Origin of the sequence: Pediococcus acidilactici (assembly GCF_016127815.1) — a bacterium.
GTDB classification, from domain to species: domain Bacteria; phylum Bacillota; class Bacilli; order Lactobacillales; family Lactobacillaceae; genus Pediococcus; species Pediococcus acidilactici.
In genome coordinates this window covers 586,551-611,050 of the sequence record NZ_CP066046.1, presented here as the reverse complement: position 1 = coordinate 611,050, position 24,500 = coordinate 586,551, and the positions used below count along the sequence as shown (strand labels likewise).

Annotated in this window: 21 protein-coding genes; 3 read left to right on the top strand and 18 right to left on the bottom strand. The window is 42.3% G+C overall.

All coding sequences use genetic code 11. The features are described 5' to 3' along the window. Positions 1-246 precede the first annotated feature (246 nt). The 3 genes from pyk to dnaE all read right to left on the bottom strand — a co-directional run bounded on the left by pyk (position 247) and on the right by dnaE (position 6,514). A complete protein-coding gene (gene pyk, locus I6H64_RS03025; protein ID WP_008842147.1) occupies positions 247-2,010 on the bottom strand; it encodes a pyruvate kinase in 1,764 nt (587 codons plus the stop codon). A gap of 76 nt (positions 2,011-2,086) precedes the next feature. Further along, positions 2,087-3,055, bottom strand: coding sequence for a 6-phosphofructokinase (gene pfkA, locus I6H64_RS03020; protein WP_002830324.1), 969 nt, complete (start codon positions 3,053-3,055; stop codon positions 2,087-2,089). A 123-nt stretch (positions 3,056-3,178) separates the two neighbouring features. After that, positions 3,179-6,514, bottom strand: coding sequence for a DNA polymerase III subunit alpha (gene dnaE / locus I6H64_RS03015; protein WP_056984959.1), 3,336 nt, complete (start codon positions 6,512-6,514; stop codon positions 3,179-3,181). A gap of 126 nt (positions 6,515-6,640) precedes the next feature. On the opposite strand from dnaE, the gene I6H64_RS03010 reads away from it, so the two are divergent. Further along, positions 6,641-6,817: a YjzD family protein gene (locus tag I6H64_RS03010; protein WP_002831889.1), complete on the top strand. Its 177-nt coding sequence runs from the start codon at positions 6,641-6,643 to the stop codon at positions 6,815-6,817. 107 nt (positions 6,818-6,924) lie between these two features. Here the strand turns inward: I6H64_RS03010 and clpB are convergent, their stop codons facing one another. The 14 genes from clpB to rpsU form a co-directional block, all read right to left on the bottom strand. Then, positions 6,925-9,528, bottom strand: a complete 2,604-nt coding sequence (gene clpB / locus I6H64_RS03005; protein ID WP_002830326.1) for an ATP-dependent chaperone ClpB — start codon at positions 9,526-9,528, stop codon at positions 6,925-6,927. 11 nt (positions 9,529-9,539) lie between these two features. Next, complete coding sequence (locus I6H64_RS03000; protein WP_008842151.1) at positions 9,540-10,331, bottom strand: Nif3-like dinuclear metal center hexameric protein; 792 nt, start codon at positions 10,329-10,331, stop codon at positions 9,540-9,542. Beyond that, positions 10,309-11,019 (bottom strand): tRNA (adenine(22)-N(1))-methyltransferase, encoded by a 711-nt coding sequence (locus tag I6H64_RS02995; RefSeq protein ID WP_008842152.1) that lies wholly within the window; start codon positions 11,017-11,019, stop codon positions 10,309-10,311. Before I6H64_RS02995 ends, I6H64_RS03000 begins: the two co-directional genes overlap by 23 nt. A gap of 95 nt (positions 11,020-11,114) precedes the next feature. Then, positions 11,115-12,254 carry an RNA polymerase sigma factor RpoD gene (gene rpoD / locus I6H64_RS02990; RefSeq protein ID WP_002830329.1) on the bottom strand — a complete coding sequence of 380 codons (1,140 nt, stop codon included), beginning with the start codon at positions 12,252-12,254 and terminating at the stop codon, positions 11,115-11,117. A 17-nt stretch (positions 12,255-12,271) separates the two neighbouring features. After that, entirely contained in the window at positions 12,272-14,128 is a 1,857-nt protein-coding gene (gene dnaG, locus I6H64_RS02985) for a DNA primase (protein ID WP_056984957.1), read from the bottom strand. A 345-nt stretch (positions 14,129-14,473) separates the two neighbouring features. Further along, positions 14,474-16,546, bottom strand: a complete 2,073-nt coding sequence (gene glyS, locus I6H64_RS02980; RefSeq protein WP_008842155.1) for a glycine--tRNA ligase subunit beta — start codon at positions 16,544-16,546, stop codon at positions 14,474-14,476. Next, entirely contained in the window at positions 16,546-17,445 is a 900-nt protein-coding gene (gene glyQ / locus I6H64_RS02975) for a glycine--tRNA ligase subunit alpha (protein ID WP_002830333.1), read from the bottom strand. The genes glyS and glyQ overlap by 1 nt, the downstream gene beginning before the upstream one ends. Positions 17,446-17,730: 285 nt before the next feature. Next, a complete protein-coding gene (recO, locus tag I6H64_RS02970; protein WP_002830334.1) occupies positions 17,731-18,492 on the bottom strand; it encodes a DNA repair protein RecO in 762 nt (253 codons plus the stop codon). Between the two features lie 2 nt (positions 18,493-18,494). Then, complete coding sequence (era, locus tag I6H64_RS02965) at positions 18,495-19,409, bottom strand: GTPase Era (RefSeq protein ID WP_002830335.1); 915 nt, start codon at positions 19,407-19,409, stop codon at positions 18,495-18,497. A 24-nt stretch (positions 19,410-19,433) separates the two neighbouring features. Continuing rightward, complete coding sequence (locus I6H64_RS02960) at positions 19,434-19,817, bottom strand: diacylglycerol kinase family protein (protein ID WP_056984955.1); 384 nt, start codon at positions 19,815-19,817, stop codon at positions 19,434-19,436. Further along, complete coding sequence (gene ybeY, locus I6H64_RS02955) at positions 19,801-20,271, bottom strand: rRNA maturation RNase YbeY (RefSeq protein WP_005917107.1); 471 nt, start codon at positions 20,269-20,271, stop codon at positions 19,801-19,803. Before ybeY ends, I6H64_RS02960 begins: the two co-directional genes overlap by 17 nt. Before the next feature lie 4 nt (positions 20,272-20,275). Next, entirely contained in the window at positions 20,276-21,244 is a 969-nt protein-coding gene (locus I6H64_RS02950) for a PhoH family protein (protein ID WP_002831901.1), read from the bottom strand. A gap of 11 nt (positions 21,245-21,255) precedes the next feature. After that, entirely contained in the window at positions 21,256-21,699 is a 444-nt protein-coding gene (locus tag I6H64_RS02945) for a GatB/YqeY domain-containing protein (RefSeq protein WP_002830339.1), read from the bottom strand. A 58-nt stretch (positions 21,700-21,757) separates the two neighbouring features. Beyond that, entirely contained in the window at positions 21,758-21,943 is a 186-nt protein-coding gene (gene rpsU, locus I6H64_RS02940; protein WP_002830340.1) for a 30S ribosomal protein S21, read from the bottom strand. Between the two features lie 199 nt (positions 21,944-22,142). Between rpsU and I6H64_RS02935 the strand changes: the two genes are divergently transcribed. Next, a complete protein-coding gene (locus I6H64_RS02935; protein ID WP_024862306.1) occupies positions 22,143-22,952 on the top strand; it encodes a pyruvate, water dikinase regulatory protein in 810 nt (269 codons plus the stop codon). Positions 22,953-22,974: 22 nt separating this feature from the next. After that, on the top strand, positions 22,975-23,379 hold the full coding sequence (locus tag I6H64_RS02930) for a hypothetical protein (protein ID WP_005917118.1): 405 nt from the start codon (positions 22,975-22,977) through the stop codon (positions 23,377-23,379). A gap of 230 nt (positions 23,380-23,609) precedes the next feature. On the opposite strand, the gene I6H64_RS02925 is transcribed toward I6H64_RS02930, so the two are convergent. After that, positions 23,610-24,500: a deoxyribonuclease IV gene (locus I6H64_RS02925; protein ID WP_036685745.1), complete on the bottom strand. Its 891-nt coding sequence runs from the start codon at positions 24,498-24,500 to the stop codon at positions 23,610-23,612.

The following is a 24,500-nucleotide window of genomic DNA, read 5'->3' as shown; positions in this document are numbered from 1 at the left end:
ACGAAGCCCCAACGAAGCTTCGCATTCATTTTTTTATCTAAAAGTTTATTTATTATACTATTGTACACTATTTTGGCTTAGGCGAAAAATGCAAATCCCCGTTTTTCAACGTATTTTCAAAAAGATTTAGCAAATTATTTTCTTTTCATATTGGGCGCTTTTTTACTTAGAAAACACTCATTTTCCAGCGCACAAAAAAAGACCCAGGGTCCTAGACCCCAAGCCTTTAATGGTTCACTTTAAATCTTAAAGTGAGTTTGAAGCACCGTGGTAGATAATTCCACGACGTGAATCAACCGTAATTAATTCATCGTCAGAAAGAATTGATGTAGCGTTTTGAACACCAACGATTACTGGAATACCCATTGAGATTCCAACAACTGCAGCGTGTGACGTCAAACCACCATTTTCAACAACCAAAGCACTTGATTTTTCAATTGCTGGTAAGTAATCTTTGTCAGTTGTCTTTGTAACTAAGATTCCGCCTTCAACAGCCTTTTGGTTAGCTTCGTCAGCTGATGTAGCAACAACTGCTTTACCAATTACAGTTTCGTCGCCAACACCTTGACCAGATGCCAACTTAGAACCGATTAATTGAAGCTTCATCATGTTAGTTGTACCACTTTCACCAACTGGTACACCAGCAGTAACAAGGATTAAGTCGCCTTCCTTAGCAAAACCAAGGTCAACTGCCTTGTTAGCAGCCAATTCGAACATTTCATCAGTAGTTGCAGGACGTTCAGCAACGATTGGGTGAACACCCCAGTTAACCATCAAACCACGACGTACACGTTCGTCGAAAGTAATTGCCAAGATGTCTGCATCTGGACGGTACTTAGAAATCATCCGTGCTGTGTAGCCTGATTGAGTTGCAGCAACGATTGTCTTAACGCCCAAGTTCTTAGCAGCGCGAGCAACGGCAGCAGCCACTGTTTCAGTAACGTCACTTTGATCAAAAGTATTGATTTGAAGGTTACCGTCATCAGCCATAGCATTTTCAGCTTTTTGGTCGATTTTAGCCATTGTAGCAACTGCTTCAACTGGGTAGTCACCATTAGCACTTTCACCAGAAAGCATTGTTGCATCAGTACCATCCCAAACAGCGTTAGCAACGTCAGAAGCTTCCGCACGAGTTGGGCGTGGGTTTTCGATCATTGAGTCAAGCATTTGTGTAGCAGTAATAACTGGCTTACCGAGTGCGTTGCACTTCTTGATCAATGTCTTTTGTACCAACGGAACGTTTTCTGCTGGAATTTCAACACCCATGTCACCACGAGCAATCATGATTCCATCAGAAACCTTCAAGATTTCGTCAGTGTTGTCGATACCTTCTTGGGATTCGATCTTAGGGAAGATTTGAACATCTTCCATGTTCTTTTCTTCAAGTAATTCACGAATATCAAGAACGTCTTGAGGCTTACGAACAAAACTTGCAGCAATGTAGTTAATGTTCATTGATTCAAGACCAAAGCGAATGTCGCTAGCATCTTTTTCAGTAATACCTGGTAAGTTGATTGATACGCCAGGAGCGTTAGTACCCTTACGTGAACCAAGGACACCGTTGTTTGTAGCATGCACAACTAATTCGCGGTTTTCGTCATCTTTTTCGTCAATCTTAAAATCAAGTAATCCATCATCAAAGAGAACGTGTCCACCAACATGAACATCGTCGTAAAGACCAGGGTATGTAACCGCGATCTTTTCCTTAGTAGTTTCTAAGCTAGCATCCATTGAGATACGAGCCTTATCCCCTGTGTGATATTCTTGGTTACCATCTTTTTGGACGGTTGTCCGAATTTCAGCACCCTTTGTGTCAAGCAAAATACCTACTGATTTACCAGTAATCTTTTCTGCTTCCTTAACCATGTTGTAGCGGCCTAAATGTTCTTCATGGTCACCATGTGAAAAGTTAAAACGGAAAATATTTGCACCAGCTTCGATTAACTTAACAATCGTGTCAACTGATGTACTTGCAGGACCAAGTGTTGAAACAATCTTGGTTTTCTTCATTACAGAATCTCTCCCTTGATTTTAAATTATAAAAGATCTTTTAGATCATTTTATACCAAATTAATAAAATAAAAAATTAGAACGATAAGTCCTCACTTAATTGGTAAAGTGAGTCGTCTGCTTGATGTTTTGCATCAAACAAGTCCGTGATGTCGTGTGCTTGAACCTTGTTATCCAAGATTCCAACCGCTAAACCACCCTTGCCTTCAAGAAGTAGTTCAACAGCATAAGCACCCATCTTACTTGCTAGGACACGGTCCTTAGCAGATGGAACGCCCCCGCGTTGAACGTGGCCAATTACCGTAGCACGAGCGTCGAAGTCACCATATTGCTTAAGCTTTTTAATAAACTCTGGAGCAGCTTCAGAGTTTGCATCGCCTTCAGCAATTACGATGATTCCATAATCCTTACCGTTAGCACGGTTTCTCTTAAGCTTGTTAGCAATTGCTTCCACATCGTAATCAAAACCTGGTGCAATCACTGCGTCAGCTCCCGAAGCAACTCCTGCCCAAAGAGCAATATCAGCAGCGTGGCGACCCATTACTTGAACCGCAAACACCCGTTGATGACTCTTAGCAGTATCCCGGACCTTATCGATCGCGTCTACTGCAGTATTCAATGCGGTGTCAAAACCAATAGTGAAGTCGGTAAACGGAATGTCATTATCGATCGTTCCTGGAAGGCCGATTGTATTGTATCCGTGTTCTGTTAAGCGAAGAGCACCGTGGTATGAACCATCTCCACCAATAACAACCAACGCATCAATACCGAACTTCTTAAGTTGTTCGATACCCTTTAATTGGCTTTCTTCTTGAGCAAATTCAGGGTAACGGGCTGAGTACAGCATAGTTCCGCCTTGCGAAACCATGTCATCTAAATCCGTTGCCTTGAATTCATGAATATCACCAGCTACTAAACCAGCGAAACCATAATTAATTCCATAAGCTTCAAGACCTGAGCTTATGGCCTTTCGTGCAACGGCGCGGATGGCTACGTTCATGCCCGGAGCATCCCCACCACTTGTCATGATACCAATACGCTTCATTTTTTCACCTCAAATAGAAATATTGAGTTTTTTCAAAACTTCATTGTTGATTCTATCACTTTTAAAATCAGTTGTCTGTACCATTTTGCCAATTCTTTCAATGTAAGTGCTTTAATACACGTTTTATTTTTCAACCAATGAAATTTGATCTGTTCCAAGTAAATTTTCAAACGCTTTCTTCACTTCGGGTGTTCCTTGTAAACTAAATTTTTCGGATAGTGCTCGTTGCTGATTGGTATCTCGGTAAACCAAGGTAACCGGAACTTTACCATGGTACTCTTTGAACATCCCAAATAATCTCTTTTGGAAATCAGCGGGATTTTTGCGGCTGGGTACTTTAATTAGCCAGTGCGTTTGCCCATGTGCAATTTGTCGAGGCGCTTCAATCTGATCAACAATTAGCTGGAGCTGGTCCTCCCGTTGCTCAACTTTGCCCGTTAACTGCAGTACTCGTTTACTTTCTAAAAGTTGGGTGGCTTGGTAAACGCGGGGGAAGATTACCGCTTCACACTCATCCGTCTGGTCACTGATTTTAGCAAATGCCATAGGTTCGCCCTTCTTTGTTCGAATTGAGCGAATGCTGCGGATATAAACTATGGAAGTTACCTTTTCTCCAGCTTTAAACTGCTGAATTGGGACAAAACGGCGTTGTTTAATTAATTCCGCAAACCGTTCTACTGGATGAGCTGAAACATAAGTTCCAAGTAATTCTTCTTCCCGATCCAACTTCTCATCAAGCGGTAGGTCGGGACGGCTTTTAATTGTCGGCATTAGCTTTTGAAATAGGTCCACATTTTGACCGCTAAAGGTAATCCCCTTAAGCAGTTCGGGTAAATATTCGTCTAGTTCCGCCCGATTATAGCCAAAGCTGTCCAAAGCCCCCGCAAAAATTAATTTATCAATTACATCTTCGTCAATCCCCTGATTGCCCATTCGGCGTAACCAGTCGTCAACCGTCTTAAATTGTCCGCCCCGTTCACGTTCCGCTAATAAATGCTGGATAAAGTCGCGGCGTAACCCCTTAATTGCGGTAAATCCCATTCGGATTTGACCATTTTGGTAGGTATAAGTTGCGCTACTTTGATTAATATCTGGAGCTAACGTAGGAATTCCTAACCGCTTTAATTCTTGAATGTAAGTCTTAGTTTTCGTATCATTGCCCACCACGGAATTTAATAATGCCGTATAAAAATCACCAGGATAGTGTGCTTTAAGGTACGCCAACTGAAAGGCTAGTTTACTGTAAGCAACTGCGTGGGATTTATTAAATCCATAGTTAGCAAAGTTTTCGATATACCGGTACACCTGTTGGGCAATTTTTTCACTATAACCCTTTTGAACAGCACCCTGAATAAAATTCGTCCGCATTTGCTCAATTACGGCATGCTTTTTCTTGCTCATTGCCCGTCGCAACAAGTCCGCTTGGCCCAGGCTCAAGCCCCCCATCGCGGAGGCCACTTCCATTACCTGTTCTTGATAAACCAAGATTCCATAAGTCTCACCTAAAACCCGTTCCAAAATTTGGTTAGGAAACCGATACGGTTCTAAATAATCCTTTCGTTTAACAAACCGGTCAATATTTTCCATTGGTCCCGGCCGATAGAGGGCGTTAACCGCAACAACGAGTCCGAAGTTCGTGGGGTGTACTTTACGCAAAACGTTACGGATTCCTGTAGATTCGAATTGAAAAACTCCGCTAGTATCCCCCCGCTGAAATAACTGTAAAGTTTGCGGATCGTTTAAATCAATCTTTTCAATCTCAAATTGCGGTTCGGTACGGCGGACCAGTTCTAAAATGTTATTCATTAAAGAAAGGTTTCGAAGTCCTAAGAAATCCATCTTTAATAAGCCAACTTGCTCAACAAAATTCTTGGAATACTGGCTCATCAGCATCCCTTCGTTACCATCTTGAACCGGCACGCTTTCCACCAGTTCGTCTTGACTTAAAACAATTCCCGCTGCATGCGTTGAAAAGTGTCGGGGAAGTCCCTCTAACCGGCACGCTGTCTCAAACATAAACCGATTTTTCGGCGAACTTTCAATAAAATCCCGTAACCGGTGAGAGGTTTGGGCTGCTTGTTTTAACGTGATGTTTAATTTATTAGGAATGAGTGCGCTAATTTGGTTAATTTTATTAGGCATTTCCCCAAATACACGGGCAACGTCCCGAATGGCCTGTTTAGCAGCTAAAGTACCAAACGTAATAATCTGCCCCACGTGTTGGTGACCATAGCGGTCGTGTACATATTGTAAAACGACTTCCCGCTGATCATCAGGGATATCTAAATCAATATCAGGCATCTGCGCTCGTTCGGGATTCAAGAAACGTTCAAATAAAAGTCCGTATTGCAAAGGATCCACACTCGTAATTTTCAATAGGTAAGCTACTAAAGAACCGGCCGCAGATCCGCGACCTGGACCAGTTAAAATTTGCTTTTGGTGTGCAAATTGAACCACATCGTGAATAATTAAAAAGTAATCCGCAAAGCCCATTTCTTTAATCACGGCTAATTCATGATCTAACCGTGCTTGATAACGTTCTGCGTCCGGAACATTTTCCTTCAACTGGGTTAATGCTTGCTGACATAGTTGGGTCAAATAAGTGAATGAATCCTGCTGGTTAGGGGTTGCAAACTGTGGTAGACGCGGACTTACGATTGGAATTTCAAGGTTAATTCCAGCAACCACCCTATCCAGCTGGGTTAGCATTTCGGCATCACCCAACTGACCGTATTCGCGAACAAATTCAGTCGCGGGCTTCAGCCAGTTGTTACCGCCGCCCTTTGCTAAAAGTTCCGGATGCTGCAAAACTTTTCCCGAATCAATGTCGCGCAGCACCTGGGTTGCGAAGTGATCTTCTTCATTTAAATATTCAACGCTGGGAAGCGGTAAACAACCAATCCCTGCTTTCTGCGCCATCTGGGTCAGTGTTTGGCGCATGACGTGAGACTGCTGCCCATTAATTCCTAAAAATAAATCTGGGGAGTCAATTGATTGTTGATATTCTTCGATTAGTGCTTGGGCATCGTTAGCCATTCCCCGCTCCAATAATTCATTAACTTCGGAACGAACTGGGGGCACGATCACCACTAAATCTTTCCAATAAGCTCGTAAATCATTAAACGTAAGTGTTGGTTTTGCGGAGGTTTCCGTCATTTTGGCAGAACTAATCCGTAGTAAATTATGATACCCGTTAATGTTTTTAGCTAGCAACACCAACGCAAACTGGTTGTCGATGCCCCGGGTACTATCTAACCAAATGGTCAACCCAACGATTGGTTTTAAATCATTCTTCAAACAGGCTTGATAAAATTCAATCGCGCCATACATCGTATTATTATCAGTGAGGGCCATCGCGGAATAACCACGATCTTTGGCAGTTTTAACCAGCTCAGCGATTTTTGTTGGGCTCGTCAACAAACTATACGAACTTAAGACATGTAGCGGTACAAAAGCCATCATTTTCCCTCCCGTGTTTTTCTTAATTATACTAAATGTATTAGGCATATCCAAAATTCAAGTTTAATTTATTTTCCCTTAAGTTTGTGCTAGAATAGCTTTGTTCGAGAAAGGGGTCAATTAATAATGATGAAACAAATCGTAGTTATTTTTTGGGCATTTATTTTTGGCGAAGTACTCGGTTATATCGGTGGTGCCCTAGAAGTACTACCATACAGTAGCCTGGAGATTGGTACGATGGCTGCCATTACCGCCCTCATTACCTCTAACTTAATTCCGTGGCTTTCAAAAAAATACCGGTAATTAAGCTAAAGAGCTATCTTTTAAATTTAACCAGATAGCAACCCTATAAAAAGTAAAAACAGGTTGGAATTACTTACATTCCAGCCTGTTTTTTGTTTTATCAACCATTACTTAATTTGGGCTTCATTTTGAAAAACCAATTGGTCATTGAGCACGTCAATCATTACTGCTGACTTCGGTTTTACCCGTCCGCTAATAATCTCCTTAGCCAATGGCGTCTCTACATTCTTGACGATGTAACGTCGTAGCGGCCGTGCGCCATATGCCGGATCATACGCTTGTTGAACAATGTAATCTTGGGCAGGTTCTGAAATATTCAACTTAATCTCTTGGTCTGCCAACCGGTCAGATAATTGAGTAACTAATTTTCGAACAATTTTGCGAACATCCGTCTTGCTTAACGGCGTGAACATGATGATATCATCGACCCGGTTTAAAAATTCCGGCTTAAAGTATCCTTGCAAGACGTCGCGAACTTGTTGCCGAATATCTGCGTCAATGGAATTTTCCGACTGGTTCTTTAACAATAATTCCGAACCTAAATTAGAAGTCATGATTAAAATAGTATTTCGGAAGTTAACCGTTCGCCCCTGACCGTCCGTTAAACGACCGTCATCAAGCACTTGCAATAAAATATTGAAAACTTCTGGATGAGCCTTTTCAATTTCATCAAAGAGAACAATCGAATATGGGTTCCGACGAACGGCTTCAGTTAACTGGCCACCCTCTTCATAACCAACGTAACCTGGAGCCGCCCCCACCAACCGGGAGACCGATTCTTTTTCCATGTATTCGGACATATCAATCCGAACCATGTTGTCTTCCGAATCAAATAAAGCCTCAGCTAAAGCTTTCGACAATTCAGTTTTCCCTACTCCAGTTGGCCCTAGGAACATAAATGAACCAATGGGCCGGTTAGGATCCTGTAAACCTGCTCGAGAGCGCAACACGGCATCGGCTACGGACTGAACTGCTTCGTCTTGTCCAATTACTCGCTGATGTAATTTATCCGCTAAATGAAGTAGTTTCTCCCTTTCGCCTTCTACTAACCGCGCAACCGGAATTCCAGTCATTTGACTAATTACCCGGGCGATTTCTCTGTCAGTAACCGACTCTTCAACAAGCCATTCTTGGTGAGTGTTTTCAGACTCATTTTCTAAATCCTGCAGTTCTTTTTCCAAAGTTGGAATGGTACCATGCTGGAGAACCGCTGCCCGATCTAAGTCGTAGGCACTTTCAGCTTCTTGTAAGTCATGCTTTGCCTTATCAAGTTCGTTTTTCTTATCACTGATTTTTTTAATTTCCGCTTTTTGGGCCGCCCAACGAGATTCTAACTTAACTTTTTCTTCTTTAGTAGTTGCCAATTCCTTTTGCAGTGCCTTTAAGCGTTTTGCGGATTCTTCATCCGTTTCGTTTTTTAACGCCCGTTCTTCAACCTGCAGCCGCATCAACTGGCGGTTAACTTGATCAAGTTCGGTAGGGTTTGAGTTCATTTCCACTTTAATCTTTGCAGAAGCCTCGTCAATCAGGTCAATTGCCTTATCTGGCAAATAACGGTCGGTAATGTACCGGCTAGATAACTTGGCTGCCGCCACTAATGCATTATCGTGGATTCGCACACCGTGATGAATTTCAAAACGTTCCTTTAGCCCTCGTAAAATACTAATCGTGTCCTCTACCGAAGGTTCCTTTACCAAAACCCGTTGGAACCGCCGTTCTAAGGCTTTATCCTTTTCAATGTTTTCGCGATATTCGTCTAACGTCGTAGCCCCGATTAGGTGGAGTTCACCACGTGCCAACATTGGTTTGAGTAAGTTACCAGCGTCCATGCTGCCTTCGGTCTTGCCAGCGCCAACGATTGTGTGAATTTCATCGATGAATAAAATAATCTGGCCATCCGCCTTTGCGACCTCTTTGAGGACCGTCTTTAAGCGTTCTTCAAATTCTCCCCGGTACTTGGCTCCGGCGATTAAGGACCCCATGTCTAAGGAAATGATGGTCTTATTGGCTAAATTACTAGGAACGTCTCCCTTTGCAATTCGTTGTGCCAATCCTTCGACAATGGCAGTTTTTCCGACTCCGGGTTCTCCAATTAGAACCGGGTTATTTTTGGTTTTCCGTGATAAAATTCGAATTACGTCTAAAATTTCTTCATCTCGACCAATCACCGGATCGGGATTCTCGTTATGCGCACGTTTTACTAAGTCCGTACCATATTTCTCTAGTGCTTTATATCCGCTTTCCTGTTCTTTGGACGTCACTTTTTCACCTCCACGAAATTCTTCAATCTTCTCCAATGCTTTTTTAGCAGTTACTCCCTGCTGTTTTAAAAAATTAGCAAATTCATTATTATTCAAATCAAACAACGCTAAGAATACCGTATCCACCGCAATGAATTCATCCTGCAGCTTTTGGCGACGCTGTTCTGCTTGAATTAATAATTGATTTAATTCAGTAGAAATTGATTGACCATAACTAACTTGGCTACCACTAACGATGCTAATTTGAGCTAATTCGCGGTCTAGTTCTGCTTGGACCGTCTGGTTGCTAACTCCGAGCTCTGAAAGCAAAGTTCCCACCGTTTGATCTGGTTGGGCTAAAAATTTAAACAATTCCGGAACCCCAATTTCTTGGTGCTGACGGTTGACCGCAATTTGTTGCGCCTCACCCAGCGCTTCTTGTAACGCAGTAGTCATTTTTTCAGGATTCATTCAATTACCCCCTACATAAATTGATAAGGATTGGTATTCACCGTTGACGGACAAACCTCAACTTGCCATTGATTCGTCGCCTTCCATTGGTTAAATAACTTTGTTAATTCGTCAATACAGATTTTTTCTACGTTGTGTCCCACGTCAAAAACATTAAGATGATCCGCCAGCATATCGTGACCAGTATGGTAATACACGTCGCCAGTAACAAACGCGTCCGCACCGGCCGCCATCATTTCTGGATAAAATTTACCGCCGTCGCCGCCTACGACCGCTACTTTACGGACCAATGCCTGGTTATCTTCAGCAACCACCCGTAAACCGTCAAGTTGGAAGACCTCTTTTAAGGTCTTGGCAAACTCATCCACCGTTTGGGGTTGTGCCAAACTGCCAATTCGTCCAATATTGCGGTCGTAGTGCGCAGAATAAACGGGTTGCACTTCCGTAAGCGACATTGCCTGTGCTAACCAATCGTTCATACCACCCGCGGCCACGTCTAAGTTAGTGTGGGCGGAGTAAACCCCAATGGAATGTTTAATTAAGGTAGCGTACATTTGATTCTGTGGTACGGTCAAATCCAGATTACGCACCGGTCGAAAAATCAACGGATGATGTGAAAATATAAAATCACATCCTTTGGTAATTGCCTCTGCCACAACCTCGGGACGGACGTCTAAAGTCACTAATACGCGGTGAATGGGCTGGTTAAGATCTCCAATCTGCAATCCGACTGGATCCTTAGGAAAAGCACTTTCTTTAGGTGCCATTTCTTCAAAACGTTCAATTAAGTGTTTCGCCAACATTAGTCAACATCTCCTCAATTTGCGCAATCTTTTTTGATACTTCCGCTAATTTTTCGCCACCATGTTGTGGATGTCGCTCTAAATTATCCTGAATTGATTTTAGCCGTTTCAACTCCCGCTGCCACTTTCGCAAGAAAGTAGCGTTAGCAGCCTGCATTAAAAATGGGCCAAACGTTAATTCGGTTTCGGTCAATTGCATTTGTCCTGGCTCAGCAACGATGATTTCATAAAGGTGATAATCTTCAGCCACAATGTCTTCATGAGTGATTTGATATCCGTGGGTGATGAGCCACTCCCGCAGTTCGTATTCCCCAACGTTAGGTTGTAAAACCAATCGTTGCACTCCAGATAACTTTGCTTGGCCTTCTTCTAGAATCCGCCGAATCAACAAGCCACCCATCCCCGCGATACAAATCACGTCAACATGATCTTCTGGTTTTAGGACTGTCAATCCGTCACCTAACCGCGCATCAATCAAATCACTAACCTGATTTTTTTCAATTTCCATTTTGGAATTAGTTAACGGCCCCGGGGCAACTTCCCCAGCAATCGCAGCCGTTGCAATTTGATTTCTAACCAGGTTAATCGCTAAATAAGCATGGTCCGAACCAATATCGGCAATTTTGGATCCTTTTGGAACTAAACTCGCAACTACTTTTAGTCGTGGCGATAAACTATTTGAATTCATGAAAATAAACTCCCGGTATTTTTTGTATTTATTTTATGCTATCCCAAAAAGAGGCCCTATACAAATCTGCGACCTGTATGGAACCTCTTTAAATGCTAATCTAAGAAATCTTTTAATTGTTTTGAACGTGAAGGATGGCGCAGTTTCCGCAAAGCCTTTGCTTCAATTTGCCGGATCCGTTCACGAGTTACGCCGAAGACCTTTCCCACTTCTTCGAGGGTGCGAGTCCGGCCATCATCTAACCCAAACCGAAGCCGGAGAACATTTTCTTCTCGGTCTGTCAAGGTATCCAAAACGCCTTCTAGTTGTTCTTTAAGCAATTCATAAGCCGCATGGTCAGCAGGACTAGTTGCCTCTTGGTCTTCAATGAAGTCGCCTAGGTGTGAATCATCTTCTTCACCAATTGGGGTTTCCAAAGATACTGGTTCTTGAGCAATTTTAAGAATTTCGCGAACCTTATCCGAAGGCATGTCCATTTCTGCACCAATTTCTTCGGGCATTGGTTCACGACCTAAATCTTGAAGCAATTGCCGTTGAATCCGGATTAATTTATTGATGGTTTCTACCATATGAACTGGGATCCGGATTGTCCGCGCTTGGTCAGCAATCGCACGCGTAATTGCTTGCCGAATCCACCAGGTCGCGTAGGTAGAAAATTTGAATCCCTTTTGGTAATCAAATTTTTCAACGGCCTTCATTAAGCCCATATTTCCTTCTTGAATGAGGTCAAGGAACTGCATTCCCCGGCCAACGTACCGCTTAGCAATTGAAACTACTAAACGCAAGTTAGCTTCGGCAAGTTCTTGTTTTGCACGTTCGTCACCCTTTTCGATTCGGAGGGCTAGGGCAACTTCTTCATCGGCAGTTAACAGTGAAACCCGGCCAATTTCTTTTAGATACATCCGAACCGGATCGTTAATTTTAACTCCGGCCGGAGCTTTAGTATCGTCTAATTCTTCCTTTGAAATCTCTTGTGCCTTTAAGGCCTTTTCACTCGGGTCACCGTTTTCGTCAACCACACTGATTCCGGCGTCTTCGATCCGTTGAATTAAGTCATCCACGTCTTCGTCAGTCAACTTGAATTTATCGATCAAATCACGGGTAAGCTTAGTGTACTTAACCTTGTGTTCACTTTTTTGTGCTTTAATAATTTGGTTAACTGCCTTTTTAAATTCTGGTGAAGAAATGATACTTTCACTCTTTTTACGTTTGATTTCACTTTTTTTACTTGCCATAGTTAGCTGTTCCCCCTCTAATTTTGGAGCTGTTGTTGTTTTTGATAAAGAGAAATAAGTTTTAGCGTTAATTGCTGTTGTAATTCTTGGTTACCTAATCTGGTAGCTTCGTTTAAATCCGACTTAACTTTTGAAATCTGTTCGCTGAGCGGGGCCACGTCCTTAATCAAACTAATATAGTCTTCGATTTCTTCTTCCGTGTAATCGGGACTCAAATTAATCGACTCAATATTAGCCACTACCGACTGTAACTCTGGTTCCTTCAAATAATCCATGAAGTCTGCCGCATCATATTCTTGATTCTTGGCTAGGTATCCTCCAGCCAACATATAAATAGTTTCCAGTTGCTCATTTGGAAAATAAAAATCCGGCAAGCTTTGTAATTTCAACCATACGTCGTGATGATTAAGTGCGCGGGCTAACAACCGGTACTGCGAAATATCCACACTTGATAGTTTCTTAGGAGTATTTTCGGTTTTCTCAACTTGATTTTCAAATGTAGGTGGCGGCGCGGGGGCCGGTCTCGGATCAAACTGCCGAGGAGTATGCGCAATCCGATCAGCCACGCTTTCCCGTAACTGGTTCTTCAAATCACGCTTATCAATACTAAATTCTTCAGCAAGTTGGTTAAGATATAGGTCTTGTTCCAAAGCGTCATTTAATTCACCAATCCGTTGGAGAGCTTTTTTTAGGTATTCCAGCTGATCGTTTTCGTTAGCTAAGTTTAAACCCATCCGGTCAAATTTCAATAAAAATGCCGTACTGGATTCCCCAGTCTGATTCATTAGTTTTTGAAAAGACTCAACGCCCTTATCCCGCACGTATTCGTCAGGATCACGGTTATCCGGGATAAAAATGACGCTGATTTGCAAATCACTAGTCTGTTTAATTAACGCAATGGCCTTCGCAATTGCACGTTGGCCGGGCTCGTCGCCATCAAAGCAGATTACTACACGGGAGGCAACTCGTTTAAGTGCTCGCACGTGGTCTTCTGTCAAACTAGTTCCCATCGTGGCAATTCCATTAGCCACTTGGGCCCGGTGAGCTGCAATTACATCCATAAACCCTTCATATAAAATAACGGTTTTCTTTTGGACAATTTCAGGGCGGGCTTGCGAAAAGTTATAGAGTACCTTTCCTTTATTAAAAATGCTAGTTTCCGGACTGTTTAAATATTTCGGATGTTGGTCATCCTTCACCAAGCTCCGTCCGGAAAAAGCGACAATCTTCCCATTATTATCTTTAATTGGGAACATGATTCGATTAAAAAACCGGTCCTTTAACGAACCGTCTGCTGTTTCAATAAATAGTCCTGAATCTTGCATTTGTTTTTGATCGATTTGCTGTTCCTTAAGAAAACTTAACAGCAAATCTTGGTCTGCCGGTGCAAACCCTAAATCAAAATCCTGCATGTCTGCTTCAGTAATTCCCCGCTTTTTTAAATACGCGAGGGCCTTTTCACCTAGTTGCGTATTCACCAACACGTGGTGATAAAGTTCAGCAGCCTTTTCATATAAGCCAATCATCTCACTTTGAGCCGCTGAATAAGCTGACTTAGGAGACTTTTTTACGTACTTATCGTCTAGGGGGACGTTGCCAAACTCCGCCACGCGCCGGACGGCTTCTGGGAAACTAATTTTTTCCAGATCCATCAAAAACTTAAATACATTTCCTCCACGTCCACAACTGAAACAGTGAAAAATCTGCTTATCTTCGGATACTGAAAAAGAAGGTGTTTTTTCATCGTGAAATGGGCAAATGCCAAACAAATTTTTTCCAGCTTTTCTCAACTGAACGTATCGACTAACTACATCAACAATGTTCACGGCGGACCGGACGTTGTCGATAATTTCTTCTGGAATCATACCAGCCATTCTATCACCCACTTCCGTAAGATAGACTCATACGATAGTATATTACAGCACTCCCTACTAATAAGCAATCAAAACGCACCTATAATTAACACTTTTGTCAAGTATGTTAAATAAGTGCTTAAATATTGGGATTACCTCATTTATAGACTAAGCTACCTCAACCTCCCCCAAAAATTTCACAAAAAATTCTAAAAACTAGCGCAGACACCGGCAGCCCTGCTAACCTTTTCACTCCACCAAAAAATCTGTTGGCAGTAATCACTTTTCAATCACTGTCAACAGATTTTAAATAACTATTGCCACAGCCTCGCTAGCGAGCTCGCAGCTTTTTTAAAATTTCAATTTTTATTTAACCATTACCTTAGTCAAATCTCCAACACGAAGAACCAAGTTTGCTAAACGGCTCATCATGTTTAACCGGTTTGCTTTAATCTTTGCATCTTTATCCATTACCATGGTAGCGTCAAAATATTCGGTAATTGCTGGCGTCAAACTAGTCAATTCCTTAAAGAAGACTGCCATGTCCGCATCATTCATCGCTTCAATCTTAGTGATCAAGTCAAAGAGCTTACCTTCAGTTTCGTTATTGAATAATTGCGAATCAACTGCCAAGTCACCGGCAGTGGTGTTTTTAGTAGCAATCCGTTGTACCCGGGTTAAGGCCTCGATCTCATCTTTGAAGGAATCCGCAGCCTTCGAGTTAGTTAGCACTTCGGCAGCCGCAATGATTGTCGTTACGTTGTGCTGGCTTCCGGCAAGCACGGCATCTTCAATATCATAGCTAACCGACTGGTGATCAAGGTATTGCTTAATTCGGTCATTGAAGAATTCCACCACTTCGGCAAAGTTTTTATCTACGTCTACCCCAAAGCTAGTTTGGTCGTCCGTTAACGCTTGCTTAACAGCTTCTTCAAATTTGTTCAAGTCTAGTGACCAATCGCGTTGAGCAAGGATTCGAACAATCCCGTATGCGTGACGCCGTAAAGCATACGGGTCATTTGAACCGCTTGGGATCATTCCTGCACTAAAGAAGCTAAAGATATTGTCAAACTTATCGGCTAAAGCTAATACTGCTCCCACAGTGCTTTCAGGAAGTTCACCTTCCGCACTATTTGGCATGTAGTGTTCCCGAATGGCTTGCGCTACGGCTGGTTTTTCGCCTTTCAATAGAGCATACTTTTCACCCATTACCCCTTGTAATTCAGGGAACTCACCTACCATCCCGGTAACCAAGTCAAACTTGTAAATTGCTGCAACACGTTGCAAGTCTTCAGCTGCTTCTGCATCTAAACCGAGCATTTTAGCAATTACTTGAGCGATGGAGCCGACCCGCGTCATCTTTTCTGCCATGGTACCGATTTTATCGTGGAAGCTAACCTTTTTAAGTCGGTCAACGTAGTAGTCAATCGAATTCTTTTGATCTTCGTCGTAGAAGAAGGCAGCATCTTCAAGTCGAGCTGTTAACACTTTTTCATTTCCACGAATAACGTTTTCTAGGTGTTCCTTGTTTCCATTCCGTACGGAAATAAAGTTTGGCAACAGCTTGCCGTCCTGATTCCGCACGAAGAAGAACCGTTGATGATCACGCATGGAAGTAATTAAAACTTCTTCGGGAATTGCCAAGTACTTAGGATCAAATTTTCCGCTAAATGCCGTTGGCCATTCTACCAGATTATTTACTTCTTCTAATAAGTCAGCGTTCGGCGTCACTTCCCAGTTTTCTTCTTGGGCGATTGCTTGAATTTGTTCACGAATCAACGCTTTGCGTTTTTCTGCGTCAACAATCACAAATTCAGCTTGTAGCTTTTCTTCGTACTCACTTGGATTAGCTAAGTCGACCGTTTTACCTAAGAAACGGTGGCCTTGGCTTTGCCGTCCGGCCTTGATGTCCAAAATTTGGAAAGGCAAAACCTCGTCGTCCAAGATGGACACCAACCAGCGAATCGGTCTTACAAATTTAAAGTCGTAGTTCGCCCACTTCATCATGGTTGGGAAGTTCAATGATTCCACCACGTCTTTAATGCCTGGCAAAATTTCTTGGGTAGTTTTACCTTGAATTAACTTGTGTACGTATACGTATTCCGTGCCTTTAATGGTTTTAAAGGTAATGTCGTCAACTGTTAAGCCTTGTCCTTTAGTAAAACCAATCGCCGCTTTTGTCCAATTGCCATCCGCATCTTGGGCAATTTTCCGGGCAGGCCCCTTAGCATCTTCTTCAATATCTGGCTGACGATCGCCAAGTCCATTGATTCGAATTGCTAGACGACGAGGTGTCGAAAATTGCTCAATAGAATCATAGCTGAGCCGGTTTTCCTTCAAAAATTTAGTAACTTTTTGTGCTAATTGTTGGATGCTCGGTGTCACCACGTGTGCGGGAATTTCTTCTAAACCAATTTCTAATAAATAACTATGAGCCATTATTTTACCTCCTTGTCGTCATTTTTTAATAATGGGAAACCAAGTTTTTCACGTTCTTCAACAAATGCGCGGGCTACTTTACGCGCCATGTTGCGGATTCGAGATAGGAATCCTGCTCGTTCAGTAACTGAGACCGTCCCGCGAGCATCAAGTAAGTTGAAGGTGTGGCTACATTTCAAGATGTAGTCGTAAGCCGGGTGCACTAAGCCTTTTTCGATTAACCGGTTAGCTTCGGCTTCAAAATCGTTAAACATGGTTTCCAACATTGCTTGGTTAGATTCTTCAAATGAATACTTGGAATGTTCGTATTCAGGTTCTTTAAAAATGTCTCCGTAGGAAACGCCATTTCCCCACTCTAAATCAAAAACGGATTCTACGTCTTGGATATAGGAGGATAGCCGTTCTAGTCCGTATGTTACTTCGCTGGTAACGGGGTGTACTTCGAGCCCCCCCACTTGTTGGAAGTACGTAAATTGGGTAACTTCCATTCCATCAAGCCAAACTTCCCAACCAACACCGGCACAACCCATTGAAGGATTTTCCCAGTTGTCTTCTACAAACCGAATATCGTGTTCGAGGGGATCAATCCCTAAAGCCTTTAAACTACCCAAATAAAGTTCTTGGATATTTTCCGGTGACGGCTTCATCACTACTTGGAATTGATGATGTTGGTAAAGCCGATTAGGGTTTTCCCCGTAACGACCGTCTGCTGGACGCCGAGATGGTTCTACGTAGGCAGCGTTCCATGGTTCGGGGCCAATTGCCCGTAAGAAAGTGTACGGACTCATCGTTCCCGCACCCTTTTCAGTATCGTAGGCTTCCATCAACATGCATCCTTGGTCTGCCCAATATTTTTGTAAAGTTAAAATAATTTCTTGGACCGAAAGCTTTTTATTCATAAGTTCCTCCTTTAAATTTTACGGACAAAAAAAGCCCCTACGTAGCATAAAACACACTACGTAGGGACGATAATTATCGCGGTTCCACCCTACTTCCGGTGAGTTAATTTCTCACCGACAGCTTGAAATATTTATCTCTTAAGGACTCCAAATGCCCCACGGAACCGTTCCTAACCAGCTTCCACTATCCTGGTTTCGCTAATAGTACGGAAAATCCGCTTTGTTCTTCACTGTCCGATTTAACAGAGATAATAATAAAAAACTTTTAATTGGTTGTCAATATAATTAATGCGCCCAATTTTGCATTTGATCAATAAAATGACGACTTTTAAGGTTAATCCCGACTTGATCTTGATAAATTCGCTCAGTTAACTGCCAAATTTCTCGCTTAGTTGCTGGTGAAACCGAAATCTGGCCTAATTTAAAAATACTGACCAAACTAAGCATTGCCATGGTTTTAGCTGCTTTAACGCTAAGGTGCCAGCGGTGTTCGTCTAAATGCCAGTGATTTTGACAAAGCATCCCGCCTCGCGACTCAGAATAATCTAATGCCAAATCGCGACGTCCGCAAACGACACAATGATCCCAAACGATTGCAATCCCAAAGGAATTTAGCAATTGAATCTGAATTAGATCCGTAATTACTTCCGCATCGTTACCAGCGTCAATCAGGGTCAGCGCCCGGGCTAGCCGGTCAAACCAAGCTTCAATTTTAAAATTATCATCAAATGCAGCGTCAACTAAATTTAATAAAAAAGTGGCGTAGGCATTTAATTCAATATCCTGAAAAATATTTTCAAACTGTTTAACGTCTAGGGCAGCGTTAATATACGACAGCCCGTTGCTCCGGATTAACCCCGAATAACGACCGTGGGTAAACGGCAAAATTGCCGAACGCAACTTAAAATCCTTCTTTTTGGCATTCTTGATGAAAAACATCCGTTTACCATATTCCCTGGTAAGGAATTTAACCAACAAATCGTTTTCCCGGTGATTTTTGGCAAACATCACCATGCCAGTAAAGTCCGCGTTCACCAATTGGCTCATATTTAATATTCGTCCTTTTTATAACCGAAGGATTGCAAAATTCCTTGTTTATCACGCCATCCTTCAGAAACTTTAACCCATAGTTCAAGATAAACCCGGCTACCTAGTAAATGTTCAATGTCCACTCGCGCCCGGCTGCCAATTTCTTTTAGCATCCGACCGCCTTTGCCAATGATGATTCCCTTTTGGGTGGGGCGGTCCACAATGATCGTTGCGCTAATATCCACGAGGTCATCCTTACCAGGTTTCATGGATTCAATAACTACGGCTACGGAATGGGGAACTTCTTGCCGAGTTAACTGCAATACTTTTTCCCGAATCAATTCAGAAACCACAAACCGTTCTGGATGATCGGTAACTTGGTCGCTTGGGTAATATTGCGGACCTTCGGGCATCTGTTTACTCAAGGTTGCTAAGAGCTCGTTAATGTTGTTACCTTGTAACGCTGAAATTGGGAAAACCTCGGTCCAATCTAAAGCATCCCGGTACGAATCAACAATCGGTAACAGCTCGTCTGGATGAACTAAGTCAATCTTATTAATTACCAAATAAATTGGCCGATTCTTAATTTTCTTCAACCGTTCGATAATGTAGTTATCCCCGGCACCCCGTTTTTGATCCGCATTGACCATAAACATTACCGCATCAACTTCGTTTAACGAAGATATGGCGGATTGAACCATAAAGTCCCCTAGTTTATTGTGAGCTTTATGAATACCTGGAGTGTCGATAAAGACAATTTGTTCGCGATCCGTAGTGTAAATACCTTGGATCTTATTCCGGGTGGTTTGTGGGACGTCGCTCATAATCGCTACCTTTTGACCAACAACGTAATTTAAAAAGGTCGATTTACCAACGTTAGGCCGGCCAACGATTGCCACAAAGCCCGAATGAAAAGCTTGTTTATTTTCTTCCATAATCACGATTCCGTTTCCTTAATTTTAAAAAAAGTGGTGTGCAAAAACCAATAATCCAATCAAGACGGTGAATACTGCGGTTAGTAAGACCGCTGCTGACGCGGCATCCTTAGCCTGTTTAACTAGAAATTGGTACTTGCCATTACAAGCAAAGTCCACCAATCGTTCAATTGCTGAATTAAAAGCTTCCGCCACAAACATTGCTCCGATACAAACCACGATCGCAATCCATTCCATCAGTGACAAGTGAATTGCTAAACCACAGCCAACTACTAACACCGCAATTAAACAGTGGTAACGGAAGTTGCGTTCCCGTAGAAAAATATCTTTAACCCCGTACATCGCGTGGGCAATCGATTGGATTAGTGAGCGGTTCTTTTCGGTTTGGCGTTTATCTTTCAAGACCATAAGCACTCATAATTTCTTTTTGAAGCGGGAACATTTTTTCTTGGTCTTCCTTTTTCATGTGGTCATAGCCGTTAAGATGTAAGAAACCATGGACACATAAAAATCCTAGTTCCCGTTCGTAAGAATGTCCCAAAAATTCCGCCTGTTCAGCAACTTTGTCAACCGAAATCATCAAATCCCCAATGTTATCCGGAATTTCTTCTGCCATTTCAGGATCCATAATAATATCTTCATCTTCGTCGTTAATTGCAAAACTAATTACGTCAGTAGGACGATCTACGTGGCGATATTCGCGGTTAATTTTTTGAATTTCATCATTATGCATTAAGGTAACCGAAATTTCAGTTGCCACGTCTAATTTTAAATAATTTCCGGCAAAGTCTAAAATGTTCGCAATTAAATCCAAATGTTGTTGGGGTACTTCTTCAGTATGATCAAATATTTGAATATCCATCATATTATCCTTTCGCTTCTTTTTCGTCGTAAGCTTTGACAATCTTCGCAACTACAGGATGGCGAATAACGTCGTTAGCGGTGAAGTTAACGAACGCTACCTTATTGACGTTACTTAACACAATTTGTGCTTCCTTCAAGCCACTGCGGGTGCCTCGCGGTAAGTCAATTTGGGTCACATCCCCATTAACAATCATTTTAGAACCAAATCCCAAACGAGTTAAGAACATTTTCATCTGTTGATTAGTCGTATTTTGGGCCTCATCAAGGATTACGAACGCGTTATCGAGGGTACGTCCGCGCATATAAGCCAACGGCGCAATTTCAATTACACCACGATCTAATAAACGCGTAGTGTGTTCTGCCCCAATAATTTGATACAACGCGTCATAAACTGGTCGGAGGTATGGATCAACCTTTTCTTTCAGGTCACCTGGTAAAAATCCTAGACTTTCACCGGCTTCTACAGCTGGCCGGGTCAAAATGATTCGTTCTACGTCGCCCCGCTTTAAAGCTGCTACGGCCATCACCACCGCTAAGTATGTCTTACCAGTTCCGGCCGGACCGATTCCAAACGTCACGTCGTTATTCTTGACTGATTCCACGTACTGCCGCTGTCCAAAATTCTTAATCCGAACTGGTTTACCCTTCGCATCCTTAATTAAGACCGTTGAATAAAGCTCGGGCAGGTAGTTTAAGGTTCCCTTTTCAGCCATCTTCATGGCACTAACGAAATCGGTGCTGCTAAGTTGCACCCCGGTTTTTAAAACTTGAACCAGCGTTTTCAAAATTGCAATGGTTTGTTCTACGTCAGTTTGTGCGCCCTTTACGGTAATTCGTTCGCCAAACGGAAGTACCTTGACGTTCATCCCTTCCTCAATAATCGGCACGAAGCGTTCCTGATTACCAAGCAGTGACATTTCTAAATTTGGATCTGATAATATGAGATTCTTTTCGAACAACTCTTCAGACACGTTACCTTCCCCTAACCTAAGGTATTTTTTACAATTTCGTTAACTTTGGCACCGTCTGCCTTACCCTTTACTTTAGGCATCAATGTCGACATTACTTTTCCAAAGTCTGCCTTCGAAGTTGCCCCGGTCTCTTCAATTACTTGGTTAATGATTTCTTGCAATTCGTCATCGCTTAGTTGTTTAGGCATGTACTTTTCAACAACCTTTAATTCAGCTTCAGTTTCTTTTACCAAGTCATCGCGGTTACCCTTTTTGAACTCGGCAATTGAATCTTTCCGTTGCTTATAAGCGCGGTTAATTACCGTGGCAAAATCATCTTCGGTTAATTCGTGACCAACCCGACCTTGTTCGTTTAAGAGTTCGGACTTGATCATCCGAATTACGCTTAAGCTTAATTTATCATGGGCCTTCATGGCAGTTTTTAAGTCGTCGTTAATTTGCTTTGTAAAATCCATTTTTATTCTCCTTTTAGTATACAAAAAAAGCTCCTGAAATTCAGGAGCGATGATCGGATTAGAAGCGTTTCTTGTTCTTGCGCTTTCTTGCAGCTTCCGATTTCAACTTGCGTTTTACGCTAGGTTTTTCGTAAAATTCACGTTTACGATATTCTTGTAGAGTACCAGACTTTGACACCGTACGTTTAAAGCGACGAAGAGCGTCATCAAGTGACTCGTTTTTGCGAACAACTGTTTTTGACAATGTGATTCCCTCCCTCCGAGCTTTGAAATAACAATTCGTACTTAGTACTCATGTTTCTTAAACATTATAACTGAACTAAACCATACCGTCAACAACAAATAATTAACTAGTTGCATAACGATTTGTTTATCGAAACCGTTTTCTTGCCTTTTAAAGTTATGTTACTATCATATAAAAGGATAACAGGAGCGAATTAATTATGACAGAAAACAAACAAATTACTAACGTTTTTATCATTTCCGATTCCGTCGGAGATACTGGTGATCAAGTAGCCCGCGCCGCCGCTGCCCAATTTTTAGAGGCCCACTTGCGTTTTTCTCGCTACCCCTTCACCCAGACCATTTCTTTACTAGATAGCATTTTAAAAAAAGCTGAACGGGAAAAGGCAATGATTTTTTCTACATTTGTTGATCCAAAGCTTAACCAACGCACTAAAGCTTTTTGCCAAGAAAAAAATTTAAAATATTTTGACGTTCTGACCCCCGCCATCCAGCTTTTTGCCGAGGAGACCGGCCTAACTTCTTCCAATACTCCAGGAAGACGCCACTCCCTTAATGAAAACTATTTCGATAAGATCTCAGCAATGGAATTTGCGGTAACCTACGATGATGGTAAAGATCCCGCTGGTTTCTTAAAAGCTGACATCGTTCTACTAGGGGTTTCACGGACTTCTAAGACGCCGTTATCACTTTACCTTGCTAATAAGGGGTATAAAGTAGCTAATCTGCCATTGGTACCTAAAACCCAAATTCCTGAAGAAATTTGGCAGGTTGATCGCGATAAAATTTTTGGTTTAACCACCACCAAGGAAGTTCTCAACGGAATCCGCCGGCAACGCATGATTTCATACGGTTTGAACCCCGATTCCTCGTACGCAGATATGGACAGCATTAATAAAGAACTCCAATTTGCGGACGACCTATTTAAAAAAATCGGCTGCTTAGTAATTAATACGGCTAATAAATCAATCGAAGAAACCGCGACAATTATTATGGAAAGCCTCGCGTAACCTCATTTAAGAAGGGTTTAATATGAAAAAAACATTAGTGTTCTTAGGATTTGCGGTAGTGTTAATTGGAAGCATTACTTTAGGATGGCACCTCACGCATCGTCCTAGCTCTGCCGCTAAGCAAGACTACGCCCAAGTTTATAACGCACACCAAAGTAAAATCGCCACCATCACTAATCATCAAAAAATTAGTTACTTATCTAACCTCCTTGGCGATTTGGGGTCAGCACGGAGAGTTCACCCAAAAAAGCCTCAGAACAGCCAGTTGCTCCGTCATTTTAAAATCGTTCAAATTAATCCGTCGGCCAAAATTGACGCTTTTATCTACCGGAACCACACCATTACGGTTAAAAATCTTCCCGTGGTTCATTCTGGAACCTGGCACTTAAGTAGTCAGCAGTATCAAAAATTAACGCATTTACGTTAATTTTCACGATCAGCAAAAAGAGGCAAAAAAATCATTTTGGTGCATCGTTTTTAATGAAGCCAAAGCGTGCGCCAAAACTCAATTTATTCTGCTTAACTAAAAATCGCTCATTATGCCTAAGTTTGGCATAATGAGCGATTTTTAGTTAACGTTCACCAACTATTCGACTTTTCTCTGACGCGTGTTTTACAATGCACCGTTCTAGTCTGCGCTTAACGCCTAAACAAACACTATTCTTGCAGGACCTTCGTTAATAAATCCGGAACAAAGTCCCCTGATTTAAGCATTTGAATTTCAAGGCGGTAAGGAGCATGCTTCTTGCCATCCGGATCCTTAACCTGCGGAGTTTCCAAAATCTTGGGTATCTTCGCCAAGCGTTCATCATGAGCAATGCGATATAAAGCTTCAAAACCAATTGTTCCAAATCCAAGGTTGGCGTGCCGGTCCTTATGGCTCCCTAATTCATTTTTCGAGTCGTTTAGGTGAATTACTCCGATCCGGTCTAAACCGATCACCTGATCGAATTCAGCCATCACATCGTCGAAATGATTCTTCACGTCGTAGCCCGCATCGTTAGTGTGACAAGTGTCAAAACAAACTGAAAGTTTATCGTTATGGGTTACCCCTTCAATGATTTGACGAATTTGTTCAAAGTTCGTGGCTACTTCAGTACCTTTTCCAGCCATCGTTTCAAGTGCAATTTGAACTTGCTGTTCCGGCGTGATGATCTGATTAAGCCCTTCAATAATTGAAGAAATTGCCGCGTCTGCTCCCGCACCTACGTGGGCGCCTGGATGGAGTACCAATTGACTAGCTCCCAACGCGTCTGCTCGTTGCACTTCTTCTCGTAAAAAGTTAACCGCAAATTTAAAATTCGCGGGTTTTAACGTATTTCCCAGGTTAACGATATATGGCGCATGAATAACCGTTGCCTGAAAGTTATGTTGTTTAAAAAGTGCCTGGCCTTCCTCAATTTTTAATTCTGTAATTGGCTTACGCCGGGTATTCTGAGGAGCCCCGGTATAAATCATCAAGGCGTTGGCGCCGTTAGCAATGCTGGTTTCCACGGAACCCAGAAACATTTTTTTACCACTCATGCTGACGTGTGATCCAATAATCAA

Bases quoted from the DNA above. Each gene is read 5' to 3' on its own strand.
- pyk (WP_008842147.1), bottom strand. From the start codon at position 2,010: ATGAAGAAAACCAAGATTGTTTCAACACTTGGTCCTGCAAGTACATCA.
- pfkA (WP_002830324.1), bottom strand. From the start codon at position 3,055: ATGAAGCGTATTGGTATCATGACAAGTGGTGGGGATGCTCCGGGCATG.
- dnaE (WP_056984959.1), bottom strand. From the start codon at position 6,514: ATGGCTTTTGTACCGCTACATGTCTTAAGTTCGTATAGTTTGTTGACG.
- I6H64_RS03010 (WP_002831889.1), top strand. From the start codon at position 6,641: ATGATGAAACAAATCGTAGTTATTTTTTGGGCATTTATTTTTGGCGAA.
- clpB (WP_002830326.1), bottom strand. From the start codon at position 9,528: ATGAATCCTGAAAAAATGACTACTGCGTTACAAGAAGCGCTGGGTGAG.
- I6H64_RS03000 (WP_008842151.1), bottom strand. From the start codon at position 10,331: ATGTTGGCGAAACACTTAATTGAACGTTTTGAAGAAATGGCACCTAAA.
- I6H64_RS02995 (WP_008842152.1), bottom strand. From the start codon at position 11,019: ATGAATTCAAATAGTTTATCGCCACGACTAAAAGTAGTTGCGAGTTTA.
- rpoD (WP_002830329.1), bottom strand. From the start codon at position 12,254: ATGGCAAGTAAAAAAAGTGAAATCAAACGTAAAAAGAGTGAAAGTATC.
- dnaG (WP_056984957.1), bottom strand. From the start codon at position 14,128: ATGGCTGGTATGATTCCAGAAGAAATTATCGACAACGTCCGGTCCGCC.
- glyS (WP_008842155.1), bottom strand. From the start codon at position 16,546: ATGGCTCATAGTTATTTATTAGAAATTGGTTTAGAAGAAATTCCCGCA.
- glyQ (WP_002830333.1), bottom strand. From the start codon at position 17,445: ATGAATAAAAAGCTTTCGGTCCAAGAAATTATTTTAACTTTACAAAAA.
- recO (WP_002830334.1), bottom strand. From the start codon at position 18,492: ATGAGCCAATTGGTGAACGCGGACTTTACTGGCATGGTGATGTTTGCC.
- era (WP_002830335.1), bottom strand. From the start codon at position 19,409: ATGGAAGAAAATAAACAAGCTTTTCATTCGGGCTTTGTGGCAATCGTT.
- I6H64_RS02960 (WP_056984955.1), bottom strand. From the start codon at position 19,817: ATGGTCTTGAAAGATAAACGCCAAACCGAAAAGAACCGCTCACTAATC.
- ybeY (WP_005917107.1), bottom strand. From the start codon at position 20,271: ATGGATATTCAAATATTTGATCATACTGAAGAAGTACCCCAACAACAT.
- I6H64_RS02945 (WP_002830339.1), bottom strand. From the start codon at position 21,699: ATGGATTTTACAAAGCAAATTAACGACGACTTAAAAACTGCCATGAAG.
- I6H64_RS02935 (WP_024862306.1), top strand. From the start codon at position 22,143: ATGACAGAAAACAAACAAATTACTAACGTTTTTATCATTTCCGATTCC.
- I6H64_RS02930 (WP_005917118.1), top strand. From the start codon at position 22,975: ATGAAAAAAACATTAGTGTTCTTAGGATTTGCGGTAGTGTTAATTGGA.